This is a genomic window from Nonomuraea sp. NPDC050733 (assembly GCF_040654215.1).
Classification (GTDB): Bacteria; Actinomycetota; Actinomycetes; order Streptosporangiales; family Streptosporangiaceae; genus Nonomuraea.
In genome coordinates this window covers 123102-145853 of the sequence record NZ_JBFAHO010000004.1, presented here as the reverse complement: position 1 = coordinate 145853, position 22752 = coordinate 123102, and the positions used below count along the sequence as shown (strand labels likewise).

Annotated in this window: 26 protein-coding genes, 2 tRNA genes and 1 other RNA gene; 17 read left to right on the top strand and 12 right to left on the bottom strand. The window is 71.0% G+C overall.

Annotated features, from left to right (window positions below):
* Nucleotides 1–116: 116 nt before the first annotated feature.
* A complete protein-coding gene (locus AB0H64_RS10255) occupies nucleotides 117–1844 on the top strand; it encodes a GAF domain-containing protein (protein ID WP_357622498.1) in 1728 nt (575 codons plus the stop codon).
* 481 nt (nucleotides 1845–2325) lie between these two features.
* Here AB0H64_RS10255 and AB0H64_RS10250 read toward each other — a convergent pair whose 3' ends face one another.
* Complete coding sequence (locus AB0H64_RS10250; protein ID WP_357622497.1) at nucleotides 2326–5046, bottom strand: DNA polymerase III subunit gamma and tau; 2721 nt, start codon at nucleotides 5044–5046, stop codon at nucleotides 2326–2328.
* A gap of 30 nt (nucleotides 5047–5076) precedes the next feature.
* Nucleotides 5077–5172: signal recognition particle sRNA small type (gene ffs, locus AB0H64_RS10245), an RNA gene on the bottom strand.
* A 96-nt stretch (nucleotides 5173–5268) separates the two neighbouring features.
* Between ffs and AB0H64_RS10240 the strand changes: the two genes are divergently transcribed.
* From AB0H64_RS10240 to infA, 4 genes are all read left to right on the top strand, one after another.
* Nucleotides 5269–5356 (top strand) — tRNA-Ser (locus AB0H64_RS10240).
* A gap of 285 nt (nucleotides 5357–5641) precedes the next feature.
* Nucleotides 5642–6469 (top strand): hypothetical protein, encoded by an 828-nt coding sequence (locus AB0H64_RS10235; RefSeq protein WP_357622495.1) that lies wholly within the window; start codon nucleotides 5642–5644, stop codon nucleotides 6467–6469.
* 340 nt (nucleotides 6470–6809) lie between these two features.
* The gene (locus AB0H64_RS10230; protein ID WP_357622494.1) at nucleotides 6810–7562 is read left to right on the top strand and encodes a GNAT family N-acetyltransferase; all 753 of its coding nucleotides are present in this window, start codon (nucleotides 6810–6812) and stop codon (nucleotides 7560–7562) included.
* Between the two features lie 95 nt (nucleotides 7563–7657).
* Nucleotides 7658–7879 (top strand): translation initiation factor IF-1, encoded by a 222-nt coding sequence (gene infA / locus AB0H64_RS10225; protein ID WP_357622492.1) that lies wholly within the window; start codon nucleotides 7658–7660, stop codon nucleotides 7877–7879.
* A 129-nt stretch (nucleotides 7880–8008) separates the two neighbouring features.
* Here infA and AB0H64_RS10220 read toward each other — a convergent pair whose 3' ends face one another.
* Both AB0H64_RS10220 and AB0H64_RS10215 read right to left on the bottom strand, forming a co-directional pair.
* On the bottom strand, nucleotides 8009–8449 hold the full coding sequence (locus AB0H64_RS10220) for a MerR family transcriptional regulator (protein WP_357622490.1): 441 nt from the start codon (nucleotides 8447–8449) through the stop codon (nucleotides 8009–8011).
* Between the two features lie 9 nt (nucleotides 8450–8458).
* Nucleotides 8459–9235, bottom strand: a complete 777-nt coding sequence (locus tag AB0H64_RS10215) for an SDR family oxidoreductase (RefSeq protein WP_357622489.1) — start codon at nucleotides 9233–9235, stop codon at nucleotides 8459–8461.
* Nucleotides 9236–9385: 150 nt separating this feature from the next.
* Between AB0H64_RS10215 and AB0H64_RS10210 the strand changes: the two genes are divergently transcribed.
* The 3 genes from AB0H64_RS10210 to AB0H64_RS10200 all read left to right on the top strand — a co-directional run bounded on the left by AB0H64_RS10210 (nucleotide 9386) and on the right by AB0H64_RS10200 (nucleotide 11776).
* Nucleotides 9386–9676 carry a DUF1330 domain-containing protein gene (locus AB0H64_RS10210; RefSeq protein ID WP_357622487.1) on the top strand — a complete coding sequence of 97 codons (291 nt, stop codon included), beginning with the start codon at nucleotides 9386–9388 and terminating at the stop codon, nucleotides 9674–9676.
* A gap of 217 nt (nucleotides 9677–9893) precedes the next feature.
* Complete coding sequence (locus tag AB0H64_RS10205) at nucleotides 9894–10493, top strand: TetR/AcrR family transcriptional regulator (RefSeq protein ID WP_357622486.1); 600 nt, start codon at nucleotides 9894–9896, stop codon at nucleotides 10491–10493.
* A gap of 107 nt (nucleotides 10494–10600) precedes the next feature.
* The gene (locus AB0H64_RS10200) at nucleotides 10601–11776 is read left to right on the top strand and encodes an MFS transporter (protein ID WP_357622485.1); all 1176 of its coding nucleotides are present in this window, start codon (nucleotides 10601–10603) and stop codon (nucleotides 11774–11776) included.
* Between the two features lie 13 nt (nucleotides 11777–11789).
* Here AB0H64_RS10200 and AB0H64_RS10195 read toward each other — a convergent pair whose 3' ends face one another.
* Nucleotides 11790–12431, bottom strand: coding sequence for a LysE family translocator (locus AB0H64_RS10195; RefSeq protein ID WP_357622484.1), 642 nt, complete (start codon nucleotides 12429–12431; stop codon nucleotides 11790–11792).
* A gap of 165 nt (nucleotides 12432–12596) precedes the next feature.
* Here AB0H64_RS10195 and AB0H64_RS10190 point away from each other — a divergent pair, with 165 nt between their 5' ends.
* Nucleotides 12597–13442 carry a neutral zinc metallopeptidase gene (locus tag AB0H64_RS10190; protein WP_310707823.1) on the top strand — a complete coding sequence of 282 codons (846 nt, stop codon included), beginning with the start codon at nucleotides 12597–12599 and terminating at the stop codon, nucleotides 13440–13442.
* A 94-nt stretch (nucleotides 13443–13536) separates the two neighbouring features.
* Nucleotides 13537–13833, top strand: a complete 297-nt coding sequence (locus AB0H64_RS10185) for a type II toxin-antitoxin system VapB family antitoxin (RefSeq protein WP_310707822.1) — start codon at nucleotides 13537–13539, stop codon at nucleotides 13831–13833.
* A 57-nt stretch (nucleotides 13834–13890) separates the two neighbouring features.
* Here the strand turns inward: AB0H64_RS10185 and AB0H64_RS10180 are convergent.
* From AB0H64_RS10180 to AB0H64_RS10165, 4 genes are all read right to left on the bottom strand, one after another.
* Nucleotides 13891–13977: transfer RNA gene (locus AB0H64_RS10180), tRNA-Ser, on the bottom strand.
* Between the two features lie 10 nt (nucleotides 13978–13987).
* Nucleotides 13988–14488, bottom strand: a complete 501-nt coding sequence (locus tag AB0H64_RS10175) for a nucleoside deaminase (RefSeq protein ID WP_357622969.1) — start codon at nucleotides 14486–14488, stop codon at nucleotides 13988–13990.
* 40 nt (nucleotides 14489–14528) lie between these two features.
* Complete coding sequence (locus tag AB0H64_RS10170) at nucleotides 14529–15002, bottom strand: tRNA adenosine deaminase-associated protein (RefSeq protein ID WP_357622482.1); 474 nt, start codon at nucleotides 15000–15002, stop codon at nucleotides 14529–14531.
* Nucleotides 15003–15020: 18 nt separating this feature from the next.
* Complete coding sequence (locus AB0H64_RS10165) at nucleotides 15021–15530, bottom strand: tRNA adenosine deaminase-associated protein (protein ID WP_357622481.1); 510 nt, start codon at nucleotides 15528–15530, stop codon at nucleotides 15021–15023.
* Between the two features lie 141 nt (nucleotides 15531–15671).
* Between AB0H64_RS10165 and upp the strand changes: the two genes are divergently transcribed.
* The 6 genes from upp (at nucleotide 15672) to AB0H64_RS10135 (ending at nucleotide 19732) form a co-directional block, all read left to right on the top strand.
* Nucleotides 15672–16310: a uracil phosphoribosyltransferase gene (upp, locus tag AB0H64_RS10160; protein ID WP_357622479.1), complete on the top strand. Its 639-nt coding sequence runs from the start codon at nucleotides 15672–15674 to the stop codon at nucleotides 16308–16310.
* 167 nt (nucleotides 16311–16477) lie between these two features.
* The gene (locus AB0H64_RS10155) at nucleotides 16478–16723 is read left to right on the top strand and encodes a hypothetical protein (protein ID WP_175590175.1); all 246 of its coding nucleotides are present in this window, start codon (nucleotides 16478–16480) and stop codon (nucleotides 16721–16723) included.
* Between the two features lie 96 nt (nucleotides 16724–16819).
* A complete protein-coding gene (locus AB0H64_RS10150; protein ID WP_357622476.1) occupies nucleotides 16820–16978 on the top strand; it encodes a hypothetical protein in 159 nt (52 codons plus the stop codon).
* Nucleotides 16975–17505 (top strand): PH domain-containing protein, encoded by a 531-nt coding sequence (locus AB0H64_RS10145; protein ID WP_310707816.1) that lies wholly within the window; start codon nucleotides 16975–16977, stop codon nucleotides 17503–17505. Before AB0H64_RS10150 ends, AB0H64_RS10145 begins: the two co-directional genes overlap by 4 nt.
* A gap of 98 nt (nucleotides 17506–17603) precedes the next feature.
* Nucleotides 17604–18947 carry a helix-turn-helix transcriptional regulator gene (locus tag AB0H64_RS10140; RefSeq protein WP_357622473.1) on the top strand — a complete coding sequence of 448 codons (1344 nt, stop codon included), beginning with the start codon at nucleotides 17604–17606 and terminating at the stop codon, nucleotides 18945–18947.
* A gap of 110 nt (nucleotides 18948–19057) precedes the next feature.
* The gene (locus tag AB0H64_RS10135) at nucleotides 19058–19732 is read left to right on the top strand and encodes a FadR/GntR family transcriptional regulator (protein WP_175604085.1); all 675 of its coding nucleotides are present in this window, start codon (nucleotides 19058–19060) and stop codon (nucleotides 19730–19732) included.
* A gap of 165 nt (nucleotides 19733–19897) precedes the next feature.
* Here the strand turns inward: AB0H64_RS10135 and AB0H64_RS10130 are convergent, their stop codons facing one another.
* A complete protein-coding gene (locus AB0H64_RS10130; RefSeq protein WP_357622469.1) occupies nucleotides 19898–20743 on the bottom strand; it encodes an SDR family oxidoreductase in 846 nt (281 codons plus the stop codon).
* 2 nt (nucleotides 20744–20745) lie between these two features.
* On the bottom strand, nucleotides 20746–21045 hold the full coding sequence (locus AB0H64_RS10125; RefSeq protein ID WP_357622466.1) for an antibiotic biosynthesis monooxygenase: 300 nt from the start codon (nucleotides 21043–21045) through the stop codon (nucleotides 20746–20748).
* 57 nt (nucleotides 21046–21102) lie between these two features.
* Between AB0H64_RS10125 and AB0H64_RS10120 the strand changes: the two genes are divergently transcribed.
* Nucleotides 21103–21567, top strand: coding sequence for a MarR family winged helix-turn-helix transcriptional regulator (locus AB0H64_RS10120; protein WP_357622463.1), 465 nt, complete (start codon nucleotides 21103–21105; stop codon nucleotides 21565–21567).
* 30 nt (nucleotides 21568–21597) lie between these two features.
* On the opposite strand, the gene dnaN is transcribed toward AB0H64_RS10120, so the two are convergent.
* Nucleotides 21598–22698, bottom strand: a complete 1101-nt coding sequence (gene dnaN, locus AB0H64_RS10115; protein WP_357622460.1) for a DNA polymerase III subunit beta — start codon at nucleotides 22696–22698, stop codon at nucleotides 21598–21600.
* Between the last annotated feature and the right edge of the window lie 54 nt (nucleotides 22699–22752).

The window sequence follows — 22752 nt, the reverse complement described above, 5'->3', positions numbered from 1 at the left end:
GCCGAGCCGGCGTTCGAGGACCGACCGTAGACTTCCTCACGTTGCACACACGTTGCGATCAGACCATCACTGTGCGCGATCCATCGAAGCACTTGCGCCGACCACCCTGAGCGCGGATGCTCGCCATACGGGTCGACTACTTGGAGTGGCCGATGAGTTACGCCCACCGCGACGCGTACTCCCGCCGCCTGCACGCCGCCCACGACGCCGCACTGAGTGATGCCGCACTGGGTGAGTCCAGGCCGGGTGACTCCGGGCTGGGTGACTCCGGGCTGGGTCGTGCCGCGCCGGGTGGTGCCGCGCGCGGTGACGCGCGACCGGGTGACCGAGGCAAGAGGAGTGAGCTCTCCGCAGCGGTCCCGGACAGGCCCGCGACGCCCACCTCGACCACCGGGGCCGCCTCAGCCTCCGGGGGCGTCCCCGGCGATCACGGGAGCGCCGGGAGCGACGAGGTCAGGGCCGGCAGCGGGGGCTCGGCGAGCGACGGGACGCGGCGGCTCATCTCCGCCTCCTGGCGCCGCTCCATCCAGGCCGGCGTCGACCCTGAGGACGGTCCCGCCCCGCTCGCCCTCGACCTGTCCCGCCTCGGCGACCTGCGCGAATCCCATCCCCTGCGCCCCGTGCTCCCACTGCTCACCGAGACGCTCGCGCGGATGGCCGACGAATCGGAGCACGTCGTGGTCATCACCGACAGGGAGGGCCGGGTCCTGTGGCGCGACGGCAACCCCGGCGTCATGCGCCGCGCCGACACCATCGGCCTGACCGACGGCCACGGCTGGTCCGAGGAGCGCATGGGCACCAACGGCATCGGCACCGCCCTGGCGGTCAGGCGCCCGGTCAACGTCTACTCCGCCGAGCACCTGCTGCGCCTGCTGCACATCTGGTCGTGCAGCGCCGCCCCCATCGTCGACCCCGACTCGGGCGAGCTGCTCGGCTGCGTCGACGTCAGCGGCACCGCGCTCAGCCTGCACCCGGCCACCGCCGCCCTGGTCGGCGCCGCCGCGCGGCTCGCCGAGTCGGAGCTCGCGCTGCGCATGTACGAACGCGACGAGCGCCTGCTCCGCCGGTACGAGGCGCTGCGCGGCCGCCCCGCCGTCCTGCTGTCGGCCACCGGCCGCGTCATCGCCGGCGACCCGGGCGGCGCCCTCGGCTCCCGCGTGCAGCTCCCGAACGGAGGCGAGCGCCTGCTGCTGCGTGACGGCAGGGTGGCGATGACGGAGCCGTTCTGGGGCGGCTACCTGGTACGGGCCACGACGACGGCCGCGACGACCGCCGCGCCGCCCCCGCTCCGCCTCGGCTTCCTCGGCGAGGGAGTCCCGACGGCCACGGTGAGCGACCGCCGCCTGCCGCTCTCCCTCCGCCACGCCGAGATCCTCGCCCTGCTCGCGCTCCATCCGCGCGGCCTCAGCGCCGAGCAGCTCTCCTTCCACCTGTACGGCGACGCGGGCAACCCGGTCACCATCCGGGCCGAGATCCACCGGCTGCGCGCCCAGCTCCGCGGCACCATCGGCGCCAAGCCGTACCGGCTGACCTCCCCCGTGGAGGCGGACTTCCTGGAGCTGAGACGCCTGCTGGCGGCCAACGACCCGGCGGCGCTGGCACGCATGTACAAGGGGCCGTTGCTGCCGCGCTCGGAGTCGCCGGAGATCCGCCGCGAACGCGACGAGCTGGAGGTCCAGGTGCGCGCCTGCCTCCTGCTGCACGGCTCGCCGGACGACCTGTGGACCTACGCCCAGACGGCCAACGGCCGGGACGACCTGCAGATCCTCGAACGACTGGCGGAGTCCTTACCCTTCACCGACCATCGCGCGGCAGCGGCCCGCGCCCGCCTCTACACCTGCTGACCCTGCCCAGCCGCCCTCCCGTCCCTCTTCGACACCCCCGCCGCCTTCTCGCGGCAGCGCCCTTGAGGTTGTCGCCCGCCCACTCCCACGCGGCCCCGGCACCTCCACACAAGTCGCCCCTCAGGCCCGCCCCGGCACACACGCCGACATATGGCCGTCCCGGCAACGGAAGCCCGACATGTGGCCCGTACCGGCGCAAGAGCCTGGCACCCGGGCCCGTACCGGCACAGGTGCTCGACACCCAGGCACGTACCGGCGCAGAAGCCCGACACCCGGGCACGTACCGGCACGGGAGCCCGACACCCGGGCACGTACCAGCGCAGAAGCCCAGCACCGCGCCCGTACCGGCGTAGACGGCTGTCACCCGAGCCACAGGCCCTGCTCGACTCCCGAGCCGCCCATCGCCGTACCGAACACGCACCGCTCCGGGCCCGGCGGGACCGGGCAGGCCAAGCCAGGGTGGGCGGGCCCCGCCTTGCCGTCAGGTGTGGTCGATCTCGCCGATGACCGTGGCGCCCAGCTCGCGTTGGAGCAGGGCCATGCCGCTCAGCTCGTCCACGTCGGCGTTGGCGTCGTTCAGGGGGTCGACCTCGTCGGAGTCGAACGCCCTGCCACGGCCCGGCACCGTCTCCGGCCAGGCGGACGTGGCCGCTTGGCGGGAGACCGGGGCGCGGGAGCCCGGAGCGCGCGGGCCCGCCTGGGCGGCGGCCTTGGCGGCGGACCGGGCGGCGGCCAGCCCAGGACCGACCGCCCCGGGGCCTGCCGTGCCCCCGCTCGCCAGGCCGGCCGCCGCCAGGGCGCCTCCCTGCGAGCCCGTCTCCCCTGCGTCCCACGACGCGGCGGCCCTGCCGGGGCTGGTCTGCGTGGGGTCGGGGGACGGCGGCGAGCCGAGTCCGGGATCGTCCGGAGCGTCGGGCCACGACTCGTCGGTCGCCGGCCTGCCACCGGCGGACGCCTGCCCGCCCTGAGGTCCCTGACCACCCTGAGGTCCCTGACCGGTCTGAGCTCCGTGACCGCTCTGAGGCCCTTGACCGCCCTGAAGTCCCTGGCCTGGCTGAACTCCATGACCGGGCTGAACTCCATGACTGGCCTGAGCTGCCTGACCGGCCTCGACCCCATGACCGCCCGGAGACCCCTGGCCCGCCAGACCACCAGATTGCGGCCGGTCGCCGGGGTTGGCCGGGGCGCCTGGCTCGCCCGCCTCCTGGGCGCCGTTCCCGTCGTGGGACGAGCCGTGCGAGCCCGTACGGCCGGACGGCGCGTGCGCGGCGGCACCCCCAGGCGCGTGGGACGCCTGGGCGGCGGGCTGCTGCGGGACCGGCTGGGACTGCGGCCTCGCCGGGCCCGGCGGAGGTCCGCCCTGTGTCCCCCGCGATCCGGCCGAAGCCGGGGAGCCGCCGACCACGGCCTCCACCCGCCACGTGTTGCCGAGGACGTCGCCCAGCGCGGCGGCCACGACCGCGTCCTTGCCGCCGCCGGTGAAGTTCTTCATCGCGCCGACCTGGCTGAAGCCGAGCGTGACGAGGTTGCCCTCGACGCCGACGACCTGCGCGTTGGTGCTGACGTTGGCCCAGACGACGATGCTGCGCTGCTTGAGCGCCGCGAGCACGGCGGGCCACTGCTGCTGCATGAGCCCCAGCCCCGACCCTCCGGCGGCGACTCCACCGGCCTGGCCGGCATGACCGGCCTGTCCCGCCGACGCGTGGCCCGGCACGTCCTGCGCCTGACTGTGAGCGCCCTGCTCGAGTCCTTGGGCGGTTTGCCCGTACGCTGAACCGCTCTGCGCCGGGGCGCCGGGACGGGCGGGCTCGGGCCAGCCGTCGTCCTCCTGCGCGGCTCGCGGCGCGCCCGCCGCCTGGCCCCCCGCCGCCTCGGCGGCCTGGCCGCCGGCGCCGGACGCCTCACCGACCGGAACGGCCTGAACGGGCTGAGCAACGTGAACGGCGGGAGCGGCTGAAACACCGGGACCGGGCGCTCCGCCGTGAGCGGCCGTACCCGTACCCGCCACGGCCGGTGCCCCCGAGCGGGTGGCCATCGCGGCGACCGCCCCGCCGCGCTCCAGACGTTCGAGCCGCGCGAGCAGAGCCTCCTCGCCCTGCGCGGCACCAGGCAGCAGGACGCGCGCGCACATCAGCTCCAGCAGCAGCCGGGGCGAGGTCGCGCCGCGCATCTCCGTCAGCCCCGCGTTGAAAACCTCGGCCGCCCGCGTCAGCTCGGCGGGCCCCATCGAGGCGGCCTGCTGAACCAGGCGCTCCAGCTCGTCGGCGGGACGGTCGAGCAGGCCGCTGGAGGCCGCCTCGGGGACGTTGGCCAGGATGACCAGGTCGCGGAAGCGCTCCAGCAGGTCGGAGGCGAAGCGGCGCGGGTCGTGGCCGCCCTCGATGACGCGGTTGACCGTGTGGAAGACGCGGGCGCCGTCGCGGGCGGCGAACGCGTTGACGACCTCGTCGAGCAGGTCGCCGTCGGTGTAGCCGAGCAGGGAGACGGCCTTGGCGTACGTGATGCCGTCGTCGTCGGCGCCCGCGAGGAGCTGGTCGAGGATCGACAGCGAGTCACGCGCGGAGCCCGCGCCGGCCCGCACGACCAGCGGCAGGGCGTTGGGCTCGTAGGGGACGCTCTCGGAGCTGAGGATCTCCTCCAGCAGCGCGCGCAGCGTGGCCGGAGGCATGAGCCGGAACGGGTAGTGGTGGGTGCGCGACTTGATGGTGCCGATGACCTTCTCGGGCTCCGTCGTCGCGAAGATGAACTTCAGGTGCGGCGGAGGCTCCTCGACGAGCTTGAGCAGCGCGTTGAAACCCTCGCGGGTCACCATGTGCGCCTCGTCGATGATGTAGATCTTGAAGCGGGCGGAGACCGGGGCGAAGAAGGCCCGCTCGCGCAGGTCGCGCGCGTCGTCCACGCCGCCGTGGGAGGCCGCGTCGATCTCGATGACGTCGAGGTGGCCGGGGCCGGTGGGGGCCAGCGCGACGCAGGACTCGCAGACGCCGCAGGGGTCGGGCGTGGGGCCCTTCTCACAGTTGAGGGAGCGGGCCAGGATGCGGGCGCTGGACGTCTTGCCGCAGCCCCGGGGGCCGCTGAACAGGTAAGCGTGGTTGATGCGCCCCGTGCGCAACGCCTGCCGCAGCGGATCGGTGACGTGCTCCTGTCCCTTGACCTCGGCGAAGGTCCCGGGTCGGTACTTGCGATAAAGCGCAAGGCTCATACGACCATCCCGCCTGCGAGGGGCCCAAACGAAGAGAACCCCTCGCACACCCGCCAGAGCCCGCTTATCCTTGCTGCCTTCCGGCCCTGGGGAGGTTCACAGGATGACGCCGCGCGAGGGGTCCTTGGACAGTCTAGCGGGATACGGCAGTGCTCGCTGCAGCGAAATCCACCTGTGAAATCGTGGTCTCCGCACCGCCGGAAGTCCGGTAAGCTCGTCGGCGGAGGATTCGCCTAGTGGCCGAGGGCGCACGCTTGGAAAGCGTGTAAAGGGCAACCTTTCGGGGGTTCAAATCCCCCATCCTCCGCCAGTTCAGAAGGGGTGTGCCGTCACGACGGCACACCCCTTCCGGCTTTCCGGGGCCGGTCGGCGACATCGCGGCACCTCGGACGCGCCACAAGCGGGGCCGACAAGAGATCGTTCGTGTCCCTCACAGCGCTCACCTCCACCCGGCTGAGTCCGTTGGAGATCCTCCGGGAGGAAGCTCCCAGCTCCTTGGGCAGCTTCTGACCGCCGACCGAACCACCTGGCGGAGATCGCCGCCGTCCATCTTCCTCTGCGTCGACGTGATGATCGTCAGCTACGATGCCGGGCCGTGGGTACGGATTGGGCGCCCGCGACCGTACGCGATGTCGCGCGGAGAGATCTCGGCGAGCTCGTACGGCTGGCACGCGCCCACGCACGCCTGGCCCACACACTCGGTCACACGCTCCGCACGGACCCTCCTGAAGAGACGAGCCCGCGGGAAGAGCTCGACCACGAAGCAATCCTCACCCAGTGGCGGGACATCGACGAGCGACTGCGCTCGCTGCTGGTCCTCGATCTGGACAACCCCCACCGTGTCTCCGTCGTCGGAACCAATCCCATCTTTCCGCCCGAGTGGCGGCAGGCGGCCTGGGCGACGTTCCTCCCCCACGAGCTGGCCGAATGGTCGGTCAGATGGCGACGCTGGTACGCCGAGACGACTGCCGGCGGTTTCCGCCACTACCGCGAGCGGCTGCGCACATGGGACACGAGCCAGCAGCTCGCCGAAACCCAGGCTCATCTCCTCGCCACGGCTCAGGCCACCGTGGACCGCACGAACGCCTGGACCCGCGAACCCGCCTTCGTCGAGGCCCGTCGTCGCGTGTTCGCTCTGCCGCCCTCACCCGTCGTGCCCTCCCCCGGCCCGCCACCGCGCGCCGCCGGGGACGACAGGGCGACGCCCGGACAGCGGGAGCACCATGAGGCGGTGACGTGGCACGGCGTGCTGCTCGATCAGGCCGCGCGCGAGTTCAGCCGTACGGTGCCGGGCGCTTTCAAACGCAACCCGCCTCCGTCACCGGCCCCGGAGGAACCTCCGCGAGATGCCTGGGTGGAGGAGTTCTTCGACTGGCTGGACCCCGTCGTACGAGCCGGTCACGGCCTGTACCTCTGGCTCTGAGCGCGGCTCGCCAGAACAACACCGGTCTCGTCGGCGCGGGCGCCCGGACCTTGGGAGAGCCGTGCGACTCGCGGCTGATGAGCGCATCGGCGGCCCGCCGAGTCGGTCGGCGGGAAAATGGTTGTACGGGATCACGTTCGGGCTGATAGCGTGCGCGAACCGTGACAGGCCACGAGGAGGTGAGACCCATGAACGCTGTATCGATGTGGGTGCTCCCCTCGTCGTCACGGTCGGGCGATTGACGTAGGTGTCGCCGGGAGCGCCTCGACAAGGCACCCCCGAAAGGCAACAACCTATGGATTCTGTGCGTTTCACCTCAGACACGGGCGATCATCCCGTAGTGGTCGCGCGGGTCGCGGAGCAGCAATGGCATGCCGTGGCGGACGACCGGGTGGTCGGCCGCGGCGACACTTCGCGCAGGCCCGACGGACGGATCTTCGTCAGCATCGACGCGTGGCACAGCGCGGTCTTCGACCAACTCGCCGAAGCCATGCTGGCCGACCTGCCGAGGCCGCTGTACACGCTGGTCGACGAGGCCGACCTCGACCTGACGTCCCACTGGGAGGGAGCCGGCTTCACCGTCCGACGCCGCGAGTGGGAGTACGTGGTGCCCACCGACCCGCAGGTCACGGGGCTCGGCTCAGCGCCACCGCCGCCGGACGTGACGATCGTGGGCCTCGGCGAGGCGCAGGAGGACCCTCTGCGCGAGCTGGACCGCGTGATCCGCGACGAGGTCGAAGCCACCGTCGGATGGCAGGAGATGCCGGCTGAGGTGTTGCCCCTCCCGGCCGGCGTCACTCTGGTGGACCCGTCGAAGTACGCGGTGGCAGCACAACCCGATGGATATGTGGGACTGGTCCGGGTGGCGCCGGTGACCCGGCGGCCACGGATCGGTCTGATCGCGGTCCGGTCCGACCGGCGGCGCCGCGGCATCGCCCGGGCGCTGCTCGCCCACGTGCTGGGTTCGCTGCACCGCCGCGGGTACGAAACGGCATCGGCCGAGGTGAACGAGTCCAACGGGGCGGCCATGGCACTCTTCGAGGGCGTCGGCGCCCGACGTGCGAGCAGCAACCTGGAGCTGGTGCTCCGCTGACGCCCCACCCATCACCGAGCGGGACGGTCGGGTCACGGCCGCCGTCCGCGCAACCGCGCCCGCCGAGGCGCCTCGATCACACTCCGGGAGACATCATGGCAAGAAAAGCAGGCGGCATCGAAGTGGAGGGCACCGTCGTCGAGTGCCTACGCAACGCCAACTTCAAGGTAGAGCTCGAGAACGGGCACAAGGTGCTGGCGCACATCAGCGGGAAGATACGGAAGAACCACATCAAGATCTTGCCGTATGACCGGGTGTTGGTGGAGCTCAGCCCCTACGACCTCACCCGCGGCCGGATCCTCTTCCGATACAGGTAGCGGCGCCCCCGGTGTCACAGCCAGATCTTGCGCCGGGGCAGCTCAGTTCATCCCCGTACAGGGCCGTTCACCAGGGGTGGCGGGGCAGCCGCGCCGCAGCCGACACCCCGGTGACCGGTCGGTGAACGCTCATGCTCGCTCGACGGGGGCTTGGAGTCGCTGATCGTGAACGGGGCGGCTGTAGGCCGGGTGGCGGGCGATGGTGCCGGGTCGCGGCGGCGTCGCGTTGCCGATCAGGGCCTCCACGAGCCGGTCCCGTACGGCGCTCAGCTCGGCGATCCGCTCGTCCAAGGCCGCGACTTTCCTGCTCACCGCTTCCACGCTGGGCGGGCAGGCCGGTCCCAGCGCGACCTCGCCGTCGTCCAGGCAGGGCAGGAAGCCTCGTACGTCCTGGGCGGTGAAGCCGTTCGACAGCAGGAGCTGGATGTTGCGGACCTTGGTCACCGCTCTGCCGTCGTACTGCCGGTAGCCGTTGGAGCTCCGTTCGGGCTGCAGGAGACCCTGCTGCTCGTAATAGCGCAAGGCCCGGACGGTGACGCCGCTCGCTCGCGCCAGCTCCCCGATCAGCACCGTCCCAGCTTATGCCTGGTGCCCCGCTGCCACGGAGAGGCCGCCGTCGACGCGGACCACCGTGCCGGTGAGGTACCCGGCCTCGGGCCGCACCACGTTCACGATCCACCAGGCGATCTCACCGGGCTGGGCGATGCGGCCGAGCGGGATGCGTTCGACGAGTCCCTGGCCCGCGGCGGCGATCTGCTCCTGGGTGAACCCGGCGTGCGCCAGCACGGGTGTGGCGGTGATGCCGGGCGCCACGGACACGACACGGACGCCCTTGGGTGCGAGCTCGACCGCCCAGGTGGCCGTCAGGAAGTCGAGGGCGACCTTGGTGGAGCCGTAGACCGAGTTGTCCGGCCAGCCGCCCCAGGGCGGGTTGGAGGACACGTTCACGATCGTCCCCCTCGCGGAGGCCAGGTGCGGCAGGGCGGCCTGGGCCAGGAAGAGGGGAGCGAGGAGGTTGGTGGCGATCTGCTCTTCGGCGGTACGGCGATCGATCGACCCGAGCGCGGCGGGCCGGGTGATCGCGGCATTGTTGACCAGGACATCGATCCGGCCCAGCCGCCGCACCGCCGCCTCGACGATCCGCTCGGGCCCGTCGGCTGCCGCGCCGTCAGCGGCGAAGGCACTGATCGAGGAGTGGCCGGCGGCGGTCTCCTCCAGCCGCGCAGCGGTGCGGCCGACGACGAGCACCTGCGCGCCCTCGGCGGCGAACCGGTGAGCCGTGGCGCGGCCGATCCCCGTGCCGCCTCCGGTGATGACCACGCCCTTGCCTGCCAAGCTGCCCGATATGTCGCCCATGAGTGTCCTCTCTGTCCGCAGGTGAGTGAAGGTGACGCTAAAGGCTGACCTGGGCGTCAAGGTCAAAGCGCGAAGCTCGGATGAGCCATCTTCCGGGAGCCGGGGCCCGGTGTCCGCTCGTGACAAGGGCGTCGAGTAGCCTGCCGCGGCGTGACTGCCTATGTGATCGCAGATGTGAGGCTCACCGGCGACGCGGACGAGCTGACCGAATACCGCGCCAAGGTGGTGACGACCCTGGAGCCGTACGGCGGGAGGTATCTCGTGCGCGGCGCCCCCTTCATGGTCCTTGAGGGTGACTGGGACCCCCAGCAGCTCGTCGTGGTCGAGTTCCCGACCGTCGAGGCGGCTCGCGCCTGGAACGAGTCGTCCGCCTACCAGGAGATCGCCCCGCTCCGCAGCCGCAACACCGACAGCAGGCGGCTGATCGTCGAAGGGCTGTGACGAAGGTCAGTGGACCTGGACGGCGACGAGCCGCACCCGGTCGCCGCAGAACCTCGCCATGTCATCGATGTCAGACGTGAGCATGACAACCGGCCGCTGTTGCCGTACGGCCATCTCCGCGACCAGGGCGTCGATCGCGTACTTGGCCGTTACGTCGTTCGTGGTCGGTCAGGCATTATTTTGCACCAAGCGATGCAGAACGAGTAGGGTTCGTCGCATGGCCCGACCGCGAACCTTCGACGAGGACCGGGTGCTCGACCAGGCGATGCGCGCCTTCTGGCGGCATGGATACGAGGGCACCTCCACGCGTGACCTGTGCGAGGCCACGGGACTCGATCGCAGCAGCGTCTACAACGCGTTCACCAGCAAGCACGAGCTGTTCAGGCGCGCGCTGGCCCGCTACACCGAGGCCATGACCGCCGCCCAGCTGGAGATCCTGGAGAGCGGCGACCGCCCCGCCGTCGAGCGGATCCGCGCCCTGTTCGCCAAGATCATCGATGACGAGTTCGCGTACCGGGGAGACGCGCCCAGCATCGGCTGCCTCGGCGTGAACACGACCGTGGAGTTCCGGGGGCGCGACCCCGAGATAGCCGGGCTCCTCGAACGCGACTCGGCTCTCCGCCTGGAGTCGCTGCGCGCGGCCGTCGAGGCCGGGCGGCGCGACGGCGACGTCCGCTCGGCCCGCGACTCGGCCTCGCTGGCCCGCTACCTCAACGCCGTGACCGCCGGCATCCGCGTCGCCGCCCAGGGAGGAGCCGACCGGGCCACCCTGGAGTCCATCGCCGAGACCGCGATGGACGCCCTCACCCTGTCCTGACCTCGCGGCCTGATCCCGCAGGCTTGACCCCGCGGGCCACCACCGGCCTGCCGCCCTTTCTCATGCCCGAATTCTGCACCGGCCGATGCAAAACCAGAGGAGCACCCTTGCCCAGATCCGTGTACGTCCTGGCCTTCGGCATCTTCGCCATGGTCACCAGCGAGTTCGCCGTCGCCGGGCTGATGCCCCAGATGGCGCGCGGCCTCGGCGCCACCATCCCCCAGATCGGGTACCTCATCACCGCCTTCGCGGTCGCCATGGCCGTCGGCGGGCCGTTCATGACCGTGGCGGTGACGCGGCTGCGGCCCAGGGCGGCCCTGATGACGTTGTTCGCCGTCTTCCTCGCGGGCAACCTGCTGGCGGCCGTGGCCCCGTCCTACCCGGTCATGATGACGGCGCGGATCATCACCGGCGTCGCCTCCCAGGCGTTCTTCGGCGTGACCGTCTCGCTGGCCGTGCGGCTGGCGCGGCCCGAGGTGCGCGGCCGGGCCATCGCCGTGGTGATGAACGGGCTCATGGTCGGCACCCTGCTCGGCCTTCCGCTGTCCACGATGATCGGCGAGCGGTTCGGCTGGCGGGCCGCGTTCTGGGCCGTCGGCGTCCTCACGCTCGTCGCCGCGCCGGCCACGCTCGCGGGCGTGCCGCGTCTCGACCGGGCGGAGAGCGACGGCGACGGCCTGCGCGGGCAGACGGCGGTGTTCCGCAGCCGCCGCCTGCTGCTGGCGCTCGTCACCAGCACGCTCATCATCGGCGCCACGTTCTCCGCGTTCAGCTATCTCAACCCGATCCTCACCGGCCTGGCGGGCTTCTCCACCGGGAGCGTCCCGTACCTGCTCGTCGCGTACGGCGCCGCGACGGTGGCCGGCAACCACGTCGTCGGCCGCCTCGCCGACCGGCACACGATCGCGGTCCAGGTGTACGGCCTGGCGCTGAACGCGGTGTTCCTGACCGGGTTCGCGCTGCTGGCCCACGTGAGCGCGGCGGCGCTGGTCTTCATGCTGGGCGTCGGCCTGGTCGGCGTCACCATGAACCCGGCCATGGTCACCCGCGTCCAGCGCGCCGGGAACGCGGGACCGCTCGTCAACACGGTCCACTCGTCGTTCATCACGCTGGGCGTGGTCATCGGCTCCTCGGCCGGCGGCCTGGTGATCGACGCGTACGGCCTGCGGGCCCCGCTCTGGCTGGGCGCGTCGCTGGCCGTGCTGGGACTGCTCGCGCTGCTGCCGGAGCGCGGCCGGACGCGTGCGCACGCCGAGCCCGTCCCGGCGAGGACCCCGGCCTGACCCTCCCGGGCGGTCAGGCCGGCAGCAGCGCCTTCGACCGGTCGGTGGCCAGGCGGATGGCGATGCCGCCGAGCACGGCGGCCATGAAGTACCGCTGGACGCGCAGCCACAGCGGGCGGCGGGCCAGGAACACGGCCAGGCTGCCCGCGCTGACCGCGATGATGCCGTTGACCAGCGTGCCGATGGCGATCTGCACCGACCCGAGCGCCAGGCTCTGGAGCAGCACGTTGCCCATGTCCTGGTCGATGAACTGCGGCAGCAGCGACAGGTACAGGATCGCGATCTTGGGGTTGAGCAGGCAGGTGAGCAGGCCCATGGCGAACAGCTTGCGCGGCGGCTCGACGGACAGCTCGCGCGGCTCGAAGGCCGAGGTGCCGCCCGGCTTGACGGCGTTCCAGGCGAGCCAGAGCAGATACGCGGCGCCGCCCAGCTTGAGCGCCGTGTACGCGGCGGGCACGTACGCGAAGATCGCGGTCAGGCCCAGGCACGTGGCGGTCAGGTAGATCGTGAAGCCCAGCGCGACGCCGGTGAGGGAGATCAGGCCCGCCTTGCGGCCCTGGGTGATGGAACGCGACACAAGGTAGATCATGTTCGGTCCGGGCGTGAGAACCATGCCGAGGGACACGAGCGCGATCCCGATCAAGCCTGCGGTCATTTCCCGAGATTATCGGACATGTCCGCGGAGAATTCGGGGGCCTGCCCGAATGCCCCGACCAGGAGACCGCCGCCCGGCGTGGAATCTCCCGCCCCCTTTCGGGAAGCTGTCATGCGGGCACGCCGAGCATGCGGCATGCGGGCGCATGGAGAAGGGACGTTGGCGATGGACTTCCGAGACGACGTCAATCTCGATTCCTCCCAGGTGGAGGACGTCGGCGGCAGCGGCGGTGGTGGCGGTGGCGGGGGGTTCCCCGGCGGGATGGTCCTGGGCGGCGGCGGCATCGTCACCCTGATCGTGGCGGTCGTGGTGTTCCTGCTGAACAACGCCGGCGGAGGTGGCGGCGGCGGAGAGCCCGCCCAGCGGCAGCCCGCCTCGAACCTCTCGCAGGAGTGCAAGACCGGCAAGGACGCCGACCAGTCGGAGAAGTGCCGGGTGATCGGCGTGGTCAACAGCATCCAGGACTACTGGAAGGACGAGGTCTCGGGTTACCGGTCCGCCAAGACCATCCTGTACTCGGGCGGCGTCCGTACGGCGTGCGGCGCGGCGGACTCGTCGGTCGGCCCCTTCTACTGCCCCGGCGACCAGCGGGTCTACCTCGACCTGAGCTTCTTCGACGACCTGCACAGCCGGTTCGGCGCCAAGGGCGGCCCGTTCGCCCAGGCGTACGTGATCGCCCACGAGTACGGGCACCATGTGCAGAACCTGACCGGCGCGCTGGAGGGCGGCGGCTCGGTGGCCACGGAGTTGCAGGCCGACTGCTACGCGGGTGTGTGGGCCAAGAACGCCATCGACACCGGCTTCTACGACAAGCCGTTCACCGACACGGACATCGCCGAGGCGCTGGACGCGGCGGCCGCGGTGGGCGACGATCGGATCCAGCAGCGAACGCAGGGCCGGGTCGATCCCGACTCGTTCACGCACGGCTCTTCGGAGCAGCGCGTCAACGCCTTCAAGCAGGGGTACGGATCGGGTCAGCCGAAGTCGTGCGCCGCTGGTCAGCTCGGCTGAGCGGGGGTCCCGGCCCGGGTCGTCACAGGCCCGCCGGCTCGGATAATTCTCGCGAACAGCACAACCAGGCTGAATCTCTCCTAAAATCGGGGGGGTGATCTTTAAGCTGGTCGGCGACGGACGCCCCTATCCCGAACATGGTCTGACCCACCGAGAGTGGGCCCAGATCCCGCCGCGTCAGGTCCGGCTCGATTCGCTGATCACCACGAAGGCGATGCTGGACCTGCACTCCCTGCTCGCCGCCGACTCCACCTTCTACGGCGACCTTTTCCCGCACGTGGTGCAGTGGCAGGGCGAGCTCTACCTGGAGGACGGCCTGCACCGGGCGCTGCGGGCCGCGCTGCACCAGCGCTCCATCCTGCACGCCAGGGTGCTGGACCTGCCCGCCTGACCTCCGAAGCCGGAAAACGCGTCGGGCCCCTGAACTGGTCAGGGGCCCGATCGGCGGCGGTGGTGGTGGGATTTGAACCCACGGATGAGTTGCCCCATCACACGCTTTCGAGGCGTGCGCCCTCGGCCACTAGGCGACACCACCGCGGATGAGCTTACCGGATCCGCCGAGTGGCGAAGAACTCGGAAAGGACGGCGGCGCACTCCTCGGCCATCACACCCATGACGACCTCCGGCCGGTGGTTGAGGCGGCGGTCCCGGACGACGTCCCAGAGGGAGCCCACGGCGCCGCCCTTCTCGTCCACCGCGCCGTAGACGATCCGGTCGACCCGGGCGAGCACCGCGGCGCCCGCGCACATCGTGCAGGGCTCCAGGGTCACCACGAGGGTGCAGCCGTCCAGCCGCCACCCGCCGCGGACGCGCGCGGCCTCGCGCAGCGCGAGGACCTCCGCGTGCGCGGTGGGGTCGGCCCCGGACTCGCGGTCGTTCCCGGCGGCGGCCAGCACCGCGTCACCCGGCCCGCCCAAGCCGCCAGGGGCTCCGGAGCCGCCAGGGACTTCGCGACCGGCAGGACCGGCGGGACCGAGGACGACCGCGCCCACGGGAACCTCGCCGCGCGCGCCGGCGCTCGCGGCCTCGGCCAGCGCCAGCCGCATCGCCTCGTCGTACCCGGACGTCACCGCGTCGCGCGCGGGGTCACCGCAGCCGGTCGAGCTCGTCGGCGAACGACAGCCGCTCGGCGATCACGGACAGGATGTCGGCCGGCAGCACGCCCTCCTCCATGCTGAGCTCCAGCAGCTCCTCCGAGCTCAGGCCGAGGTCTCTCAGCAGCTCGAAGTCGCCCGCCGGCTGTACGCCCAGCGCGTTGCTCTCCTTGTCGACGCTCACGCCCGCGAACTCGGCGAACAGCTCGCCGAGGCTGCCCGGCGCGATCGCGTGGGCGTCGGAGAGGAACACCCGCGGCTCCTCGTCGCCGAGGTAGCGCACGATGGCGAACCACTCGTCCTCGACCTCGACGCAGAGCAGCGCCAGCTCGTCACCGGACAGGCTGAGCGCCTCGGTCACGGCGTCGCCGAAGTCGTCGACGATCTCGGCCTCGCTCAGGTCGACCTCGGCCCCGCTCCAGCCGTCCGGGGTCCTGACGAAAGCCGCGGCGAACGTGTTGGCCATGTGTGCAAGCTCCAGGGGTCAGCCGAAGACCGATTCGATGGCGCGCTCGAACGGCTCGGAGAAACCGAGCCGCGCGGCGATGCTGGACAGCACGTCCTCGGGCAGCAGGTCCATGTCACCCGACAGGATGCCCAGCTCCATCTCGTCCAGACCCAGATCGGCGAAGATCGACAGATCTCCCGCGGGGAGCGCGACCTCCTCGTCCTGGAGGATCTCGTCCAGCTCGTCCTCGTCGGGGACCGGCACGTCGAGGTACTCCAGCACCTGGCGGGCCAGCGGGAAGTCCCAGGAGGCGGCGATGTCGGAGAGGAACACGTCGACACGCTCCCCCAGGGCCCGCAGCGCCACGAAGAACTCGTCACCCACCGCGACCAGGCCGATGGTCCCGCTCTCGCTCGGCTGCTGGCGAATCGCCTTGATCAGACCGTGCAGGTCCGACGTGAGCGCCACCGGCAGCATCTCGGCGTCCCAGCATTCGTCCTCGCGATAGACCACGATGGCGAAGTCGAACGCGTCCTCGTCTGTCATCGTCCACCCCACCCGATGTGGCCCGTACGGGCTCCCAATCGTTCCAGACGCCACCGGCGCCCGTGCGCCGCTCCGACCAAATCGTGGTCAAACCGAGGCACGACGTGCCGGTACGTCCCACACAAGATAGCGTTATCCGTTATGGAAACCCTCGTCGTCGACCATCCGCTCGTGGCCCACAAGCTCACCACGTTGCGCGATGTCCGCACTGACTCTCCCACGTTCCGCAGGCTCGCGGACGAGTTGGTCACACTTCTGGCGTACGAGGCGACCCGCGACGTCCGCGTGGCCGACGTGACGGTGCGGACTCCCGTGGCCGAGGCCCACGGCGTCCGGATGGCGAAGCCCTACCCCCTGGTGGTCCCGATCCTGCGGGCCGGGCTGGGCATGCTCGACGGCATGACGCGGCTGCTGCCCACGGCCGAGGTGGGCTTCCTCGGAATGATCCGCAACGAGTCGACCCTGCAGGCCGAGACGTACGCCACGAGGCTGCCCGACGACCTGTCCGGCCGGCAGTGCTACGTCGTGGACCCGATGCTGGCCACCGGCGGCACGCTGGCGGCGGCCGTGCAGTTCCTGTTCGACCGCGGCGCGGAGGACGTCACGGCGATCTGCCTGCTGGCGGCGCCGGAGGGGCTGGCGCACATGGACAAGGTGTTCGCCGGCTCGGGCAGGCCGATCCGGGTGGTCACCGCGGCGCTGGACGAGCGGCTCAACGAGCACGGCTACATCGTGCCGGGCCTGGGCGACGCGGGCGACCGGCTGTACGGCGTCGTCTGACCTGGTGCCTCTTCGGACCGCCTGAAGACTGCCTGAGAAATCACCCTTCCGTCACGCGGAGTGGTCTCTTCGTTACATACTGTGGTTGCATGGGTACGTAGCGAGAAGAAGGCAACTTCCGCATGGGCGCGAGGGGGCGCGATGAACGAGTTGGCAGGGGTGTTCTCGTGAGTGAGCACACCGAGGCGGATCCGAGTCCGTACGCGGACGTCCCGACTCCGTACGCGGACGTCGAGACCACGCTGCGTGACGAATTCGCCGGCGTCCACTCGGCGACCACCGTAACGCGTTGCGTGGAAGCGGCGCACTACGGCGCGCTGGAAGTGACCGGTTACGCGCATCCGAGCCTGGTGGAGCGGATCGCGCGCAAGCATCTTCACGTCCTCGCGCTCGTGGCGAGCGAGCGCGGCTAAGCAAGATCTCAGCTAAGCCGTGAACCTACCTTTACCCGGGCTGCCGGGTGGGTAATGTATACGGCGGGTGCAGTGGGTAAGGGTACGGAGGCCACAGTGCAGGTCAAAAAAGTCCTCTCATACGGCGGGATAGGTTTTGCGGCGTACTATCTGTTGGCACGACCGACCGACGCGGCGACGGCGGTCAAGGGTGCCTTCGACTCGATGGTCAACGCGGCCGACTCCCTGGCGCAATTCGTGAACAACCTGGCATGAGACTTGTGACCCACGGGGACTCCGCCCCGTCGTCGGTCAACCGTTACCTGCTCCCCGACGAACAACAGGTCATCATGGTGCGGCGCCACCCGGCCGTGCTGCTCCGCCCCGTCGCCGAGGTCTTCGGCGGCCTGATCATCGCCGGACTGCTCAGCAAGTTCTTCGGCGACTCGGGGGGCGGCACGGCCCTCGTGGTCGTCTGGTGGCTCTGGCTGTTGCTACTGATCCGTTTTGTATGGAAAGTCGCGGAGTGGTCAGTCGATTACTTTGTGGTGACCTCTAAGCGGATGTTGTCGACCACCGGCCTGGTCACGCGCAAGGTCGCGATGATGCCCCTGTCCAAGGTCACCGACATGAGCTTCAAGCGATCTCTGCTGGGGCGCATGCTCGGCTACGGCGAGTTCATCCTTGAATCCGCTGGTCAGGATCAGGCACTGTCCACTGTCGAGTACATTCCGTACCCCGAGACGCTGTACCTCGAGGTGTGCCAGATGCTTTTCCCGAGCAAGGACGGCGGGGACGATTAAATCCCCGCGGTGGGGATTTCTTCACCTGGGGATACCAGATTCGGCTACTTCATGCAATCATTGCGTGTTGTTGACCCTTCCCCGCCTTGAGAGATGAGATGCCGAGTCAGGGAACCATCGGTGACCGCGTCCGTGGACTGCGGCTGAACAGGCGGATGTCCCAGGCCCAGCTGGCCGGGCCCGACCTGTCTGACAGTTATGTCTCCCTCATCGAGTCGGGTAAGCGAACTCCGACTCCGGTGGTGGCCCGGCTCCTGGCGGAGCGGCTGGGATGTACCACCGAGTTCTTGTTGCACGGCATCGAGCCCCGCCAGCGCATCGACACCGAGCTGGGGCTGCGCCACGCCGAGCTGGAGTTGCAGCACGGCGACGCGGCCCTCGCGGCGGAGCGCTTCACGGAGATCGTGAAGGCCGCCGACGAGGAGAACGCCATGCTCACGGCGCACGCCCGCTTCGGCCGGGCGCGGGCGCTGGAGGCGCAGGGCCGGCTGGGTCAGGCCGTGGAGGCGTTCGAGCGGCTGCGCAGGGAGGCCTCGGCCCACCCGGAGCGGCTGGCCGATCTGCCGCTGGCCGTGGCGCTGAGCCGCTGCTACCAGCACGCCGGTGACCGGCTGCGGGCCCGCGATCTCGCCGCCCACGCGCTGCAGCAGGCGGAGCGGCTGGAGATCTCGCAGGGTGAGATCGCCATCGACCTCGCCGCGGCGATCGTCGAGGCGCGCGAGGAGATGGAGAGCGGCTCCGCCGAGCTCGCCTACGTGCGCCGGGTGCTCGACGTCAACGGCGTTCCTGACGTGGTGGACCGTTCCGCTGAGATCGACGCCCTGTGGCAGGCGAGTGTCGCCGCCGCGGCGGGCGACGACTCGGCGCTGGCGGTACGGCTGGCCGACGACGCCATCACGGCGGGCCGTTCGGCGCGGCTGGGGCTCCAGCTCGCGCGGGTGGCCGTGCACTGGGCCCGGCTCGCCGGCACGCCGGTCGCCGAGGCCGACCGGCTGGTGGAGGCCGCGGCCAAGGCGTTCGCGTCGGCACCGGGCACCGGCCGGGAGCGCGGCGAGGCGCTGATCGCGCACGCCCGGGTCCGGCTGCGCGCCGGCGACCTGGCACGTGCCGGTGAGCTGGCGGCCGCGGCGCTGGAGGCGGCGCCCGACGCGGCGCGCACCACACCGGCCGAGGCGCGGCTGGTGCTCGCGACCGTGGCGCTCGACCTCGGCGGCGACGCCGCAGGGCACCTCGCCACGGCTCGGGACCTGCTGCGGTCGCTCAGCGGGCCGATGTTCGGCTCCGACCGTCAGGCGGCCCGTTGCTGGCGCGAGCTGGGCGACCTGTACGGCCGGGCCGGTAGCCGGGCGCAGCAGACCGCCGCGTATCGTAAGGCGCTGGAAGCTGCGGGGGTCCGCTCCGCGCTGGCGGGACTGCCGGTCAACGCCGCGGTCTCCGGCTGATCGGACAACGCCTCCCGGGAGTTCCAGATTTGTGTTCTTGGGTCTGGAATAATTAGGGTCTACCAGTCATTGACTCATAGGATGATTGGTTTCCCCGGAGGAGGCGGACTGTGAGTCTGCGTACGGCGCAGCGGGCTTCGCTCGTGGACCAGGTGATCGATCAGCTCAAGGAGCAGATCACATCAGGGTCGTGGCAGATGAACGGCAAGATCCCGACCGAGACGGTGCTCGCTGAGCAGCTCGGGGTGGGACGAAACACCGTTCGCGAGGCCGTACGCGCACTGACTCACGCGGGACTCCTGGAGTGCCGTCAGGGGGACGGGACCTACGTCCGCGCGACGAGCGAGCTCTCCGGCGCCATGCTCCGCCGCCTCCGGCAGGCGGAGCAGCTGGAGATCCTGGAGGTGCGGCGCGCCCTGGAGGTCGAGTCGGCGCGGTTGGCCGCCACCAGGCGCACCGACGAGGACATCCTGCGCATCGAGGCCGCTCTCGCCGAGCGGGAGCGGGCCTGGGACCTCGACGACCCCGACTTCTTCGTGGAGGCCGACCTGGCCTTCCACATGGCCGTCGCGCACGCCACGCACAACCTCGTGCTGATCGACCTGTTCGAGGACTTCTCGGCCGCGCTGCGGGCCAGCATCACCGCCGCGGGCACATCGCTCAACAAGAGCTACATCCCGCACGACGCGATCGCCCGCGCGATCGCGGCCGGCGACGCGACCGCCGCCGAGCGCGCCAGCCACGCCTGCATGGAGCACATCCTCATCGCCCTGACGGACGCGTAACCTCTTTCCTGCTGTTACGGCACAGCCCGGCAGGCCCCAGTCGCCGTACAGGGCTGGGGGCCTCCAGGGACACGGCCGCTGAGCCCGCACGGGGCCGGTCGCCGATACGCGCGTCAGGTCGGCCATGGCTTCCGGTCCACGCCTTGCCCCGTTGCTTCGCCGAGGTCATTCCTGGCCGGAGAGAAGCCGGTCCGCGTGGGCCCTGGCGAAGTCCGTGAAAGTGCGGGCGTCCCTGCCCGTCACCTTGCGGTAGTCGGCCGTCGTGTAGTCGCCCCACCCGTCCGCGTAGGCCCGCAGGTACTCCGTGTTGACCGCGGCGATCCAGGCAGGCAGTCCCGCTTCCAGCATGGCGGCGTGGGCCTGCTCCGGCGCCGTCGGCTGGTAGGCGATCGGGCGGCCGTACACCTCGCCGAGCGCCTCCGCCGCCTCGGCCAGGGAGATGCTGGCCGGGCCGGTGAGGGTGTAGACCTTGCCTGTGTGCGGTCGGGGGTCGGTCAGCAGGGTGGCGGCGAAGTCGCCGATGTCCCGCACGTCGATGAGGCCGAACCGGCCGTGCCCGGTGGCGCCGTACAGGGTGTCCCCGGCGACGGAGCCGAACAGGTTCTGCATGAAGAAGGCCGGGCGGACGATGGTCCAGCCGAGGCCGGACGCCTGGAGCTCGGCGTCGGACAGGGCGTGCAGGCGGCCGTTGCGCGTGGGCGCGTCGTGCGCGGCGCCGATCGCCGACATACGGACCACGTGCCGCACTCCCGCCCGGCGGGCCGCCCAGACCGCGTTCATGCTGGCGTGCGGCGCCTGCGGGCCCATCGCGGTGAGCAGCCAGAGCGTCTCCACGCCGTCGAACGCGTCGTCGAGCGTCGACGGGTCGTCGAGGTCGCCGACGGCCACCTCGTACCCGGCCGGCGCCTTGGCCGGGTCTCGCACCAGCACCCGCACCCCGTCCTTGCCGGGCAGCGCGTCGAGCACGGCGCTGGAGACGGTGCCGGTGGCTCCGGTGATCAGGATGGTCATGGTCAGCCCTCGCTGTCTTCCGTGGTGCCGTCTTCGGCGGACACCAGCTCGTCGATCAACTCGAAGAAGGCCCGGATGCCGGGCAGGTTGCCGCCCTTGGCGGCTGAGGCGGCGCGGTCCTCGGGCGAGCGCCACTCGACGATGTCGAGCCACTCGTCACCGAGGAGGCGCACCAGGCGTGCGCCGAGAAAGCCCGCGCGGTCGGCACGGAAGTCCGCGAGCATTCCGGGACGGGCGGCGAGGAGCCGCTCGGCGTTGTCCGGAGCCACGCGGAACCGGGTGAGTTCCACTGTTGTGGTCATGAGGACAACCATATAGTAAAATTCAGTGACTATCAAGAAAAGTGACTAAATGGAGGCGTGGCGGTGCGTAGAAGCCAGCGCAAGCAGGACAACCCGGACCTCGGCATCCTGGCCGGGCGGACGCTGTTCTCGGTGCAGCGGGAGCTGTTCGGGGCGGTCGCCGAGCAGGGACATCGGGAGATCCGGCCGCGTCATGGCGCGGTGCTGGCCTACCTCGACGAGGAGGGCAGCCGGGCCACCGACCTGGCCGCGCAGTCGGGGCAGCACAAGCAGGTCATCGGCACGCTGGTGGACGAGCTGGTCGAGCTGGGCTACGTCGAGCGGCAGCCTGACCCGGCCGACCGCCGGGCCAAGCTGATCGTGCCCACGGCCAAGGGGCTGGACGAGATGGCCAAGTCGGACGCCGCCATGGCCGCCATCGAGACCGAGCTGGCCTCGGCCGTGGGCGAGGAGGCGTACGCGGAGTTCAAGCGCGTCTTCAAGCTGGTCGCCGACCGGCAGGCGGCCCGCAGGCCGCAGTGACACCCCGCTCCCGGGAGAGCCGGGGCGGGATCAGGCGCCGAGGCGCAGGGACATCACGAGGTAGCGGAAGGCGGGGTCGGCGTCTCCGGGGACGTCCTGGATCAGCGCCGGCCGCGTCGGGGACTCCATGTTGAGGCGGGCCAGCTCCGTCTCGATGCCGGTCAGGCCGTCGAGCAGGAACTGCGACTGGAAGGCGATATCGATGTCGTCGCCCCGCAGCTCGCACTCCAGTACCTCGATGCCGCGGCCGATGTCACCGCCGCCCGCCTGGATCGTCACCTGCCCCTGGGTGAACGACAGCCGGATCGCGGTGTTGCGCTCGGCCACCAGGGCGACCCGCTTGATGGCGTCGACGAACGGGCCCACCCGCACGTCGGCCCGGATCGACCAGTCGGAGGCGAGCCGGGTGCGGTAGTCGATGAACTGCTCGTCGAGCAGCCGCACCGTGGTGCTGCGCCCGACGCTCTCGAATCCGGCCACCCCGTCGCCCATCGCGATCTGCACCTCGCCGCCGCGCAGCGACCTGGCCACCTCGACCAGCACCCGCGCGGGCACCATGGCCGAGACGGCGATGTCGGGCCGCACGGGCCGCCAGTCGAACTCGCGGGCCGCGATCCGGTAGCGGTCGGTGGCGGCCATCGTGACCGTCTCGCCGTCGATGTCGACCCGGATGCCGGTGAGCATCGGCAGGGTGTCGTCACGGCTGGAGGCGGGCGCGGCCTGGCCGACGGCCGAGGCGAACACGCCGCCGCCGACGGCCCCGATGGCGGGCGGCATCGTCGGCATGGTCGGGAAGTCCTCGACCGGCATCGTGATCAGGCCGAACTCGGCGCTGCCACAGGTCAGGATCGCCTCGGAGCCCTCGGTGACGATCTGCACCTCGTCGCCGGGCAGGCTGCGGCTGATCTCGGCCAGCAGCCGGCCGGGAATGAGCACGCCGCCGGCCTCGGCCACGTCGGCGTCGATCCGCGCCTGGGCGGAGACGTCGTAGTCGAACGCGGACAGGCTCAGCTCCTCGCCGGCCACCAGCAGCAAGCCGGAGAGCACGGGCATCACGGGCCGGCTGGGGAGGACCCGGGCGGCCCATGCCACGGCATCCGCCAGAACATCGCGGTTAACCCGGATTTTCACCTGATTCGGCCCCTTCGCTCGCCTGCCTCCTATGAAAGGTAGCCGGTCGCACCG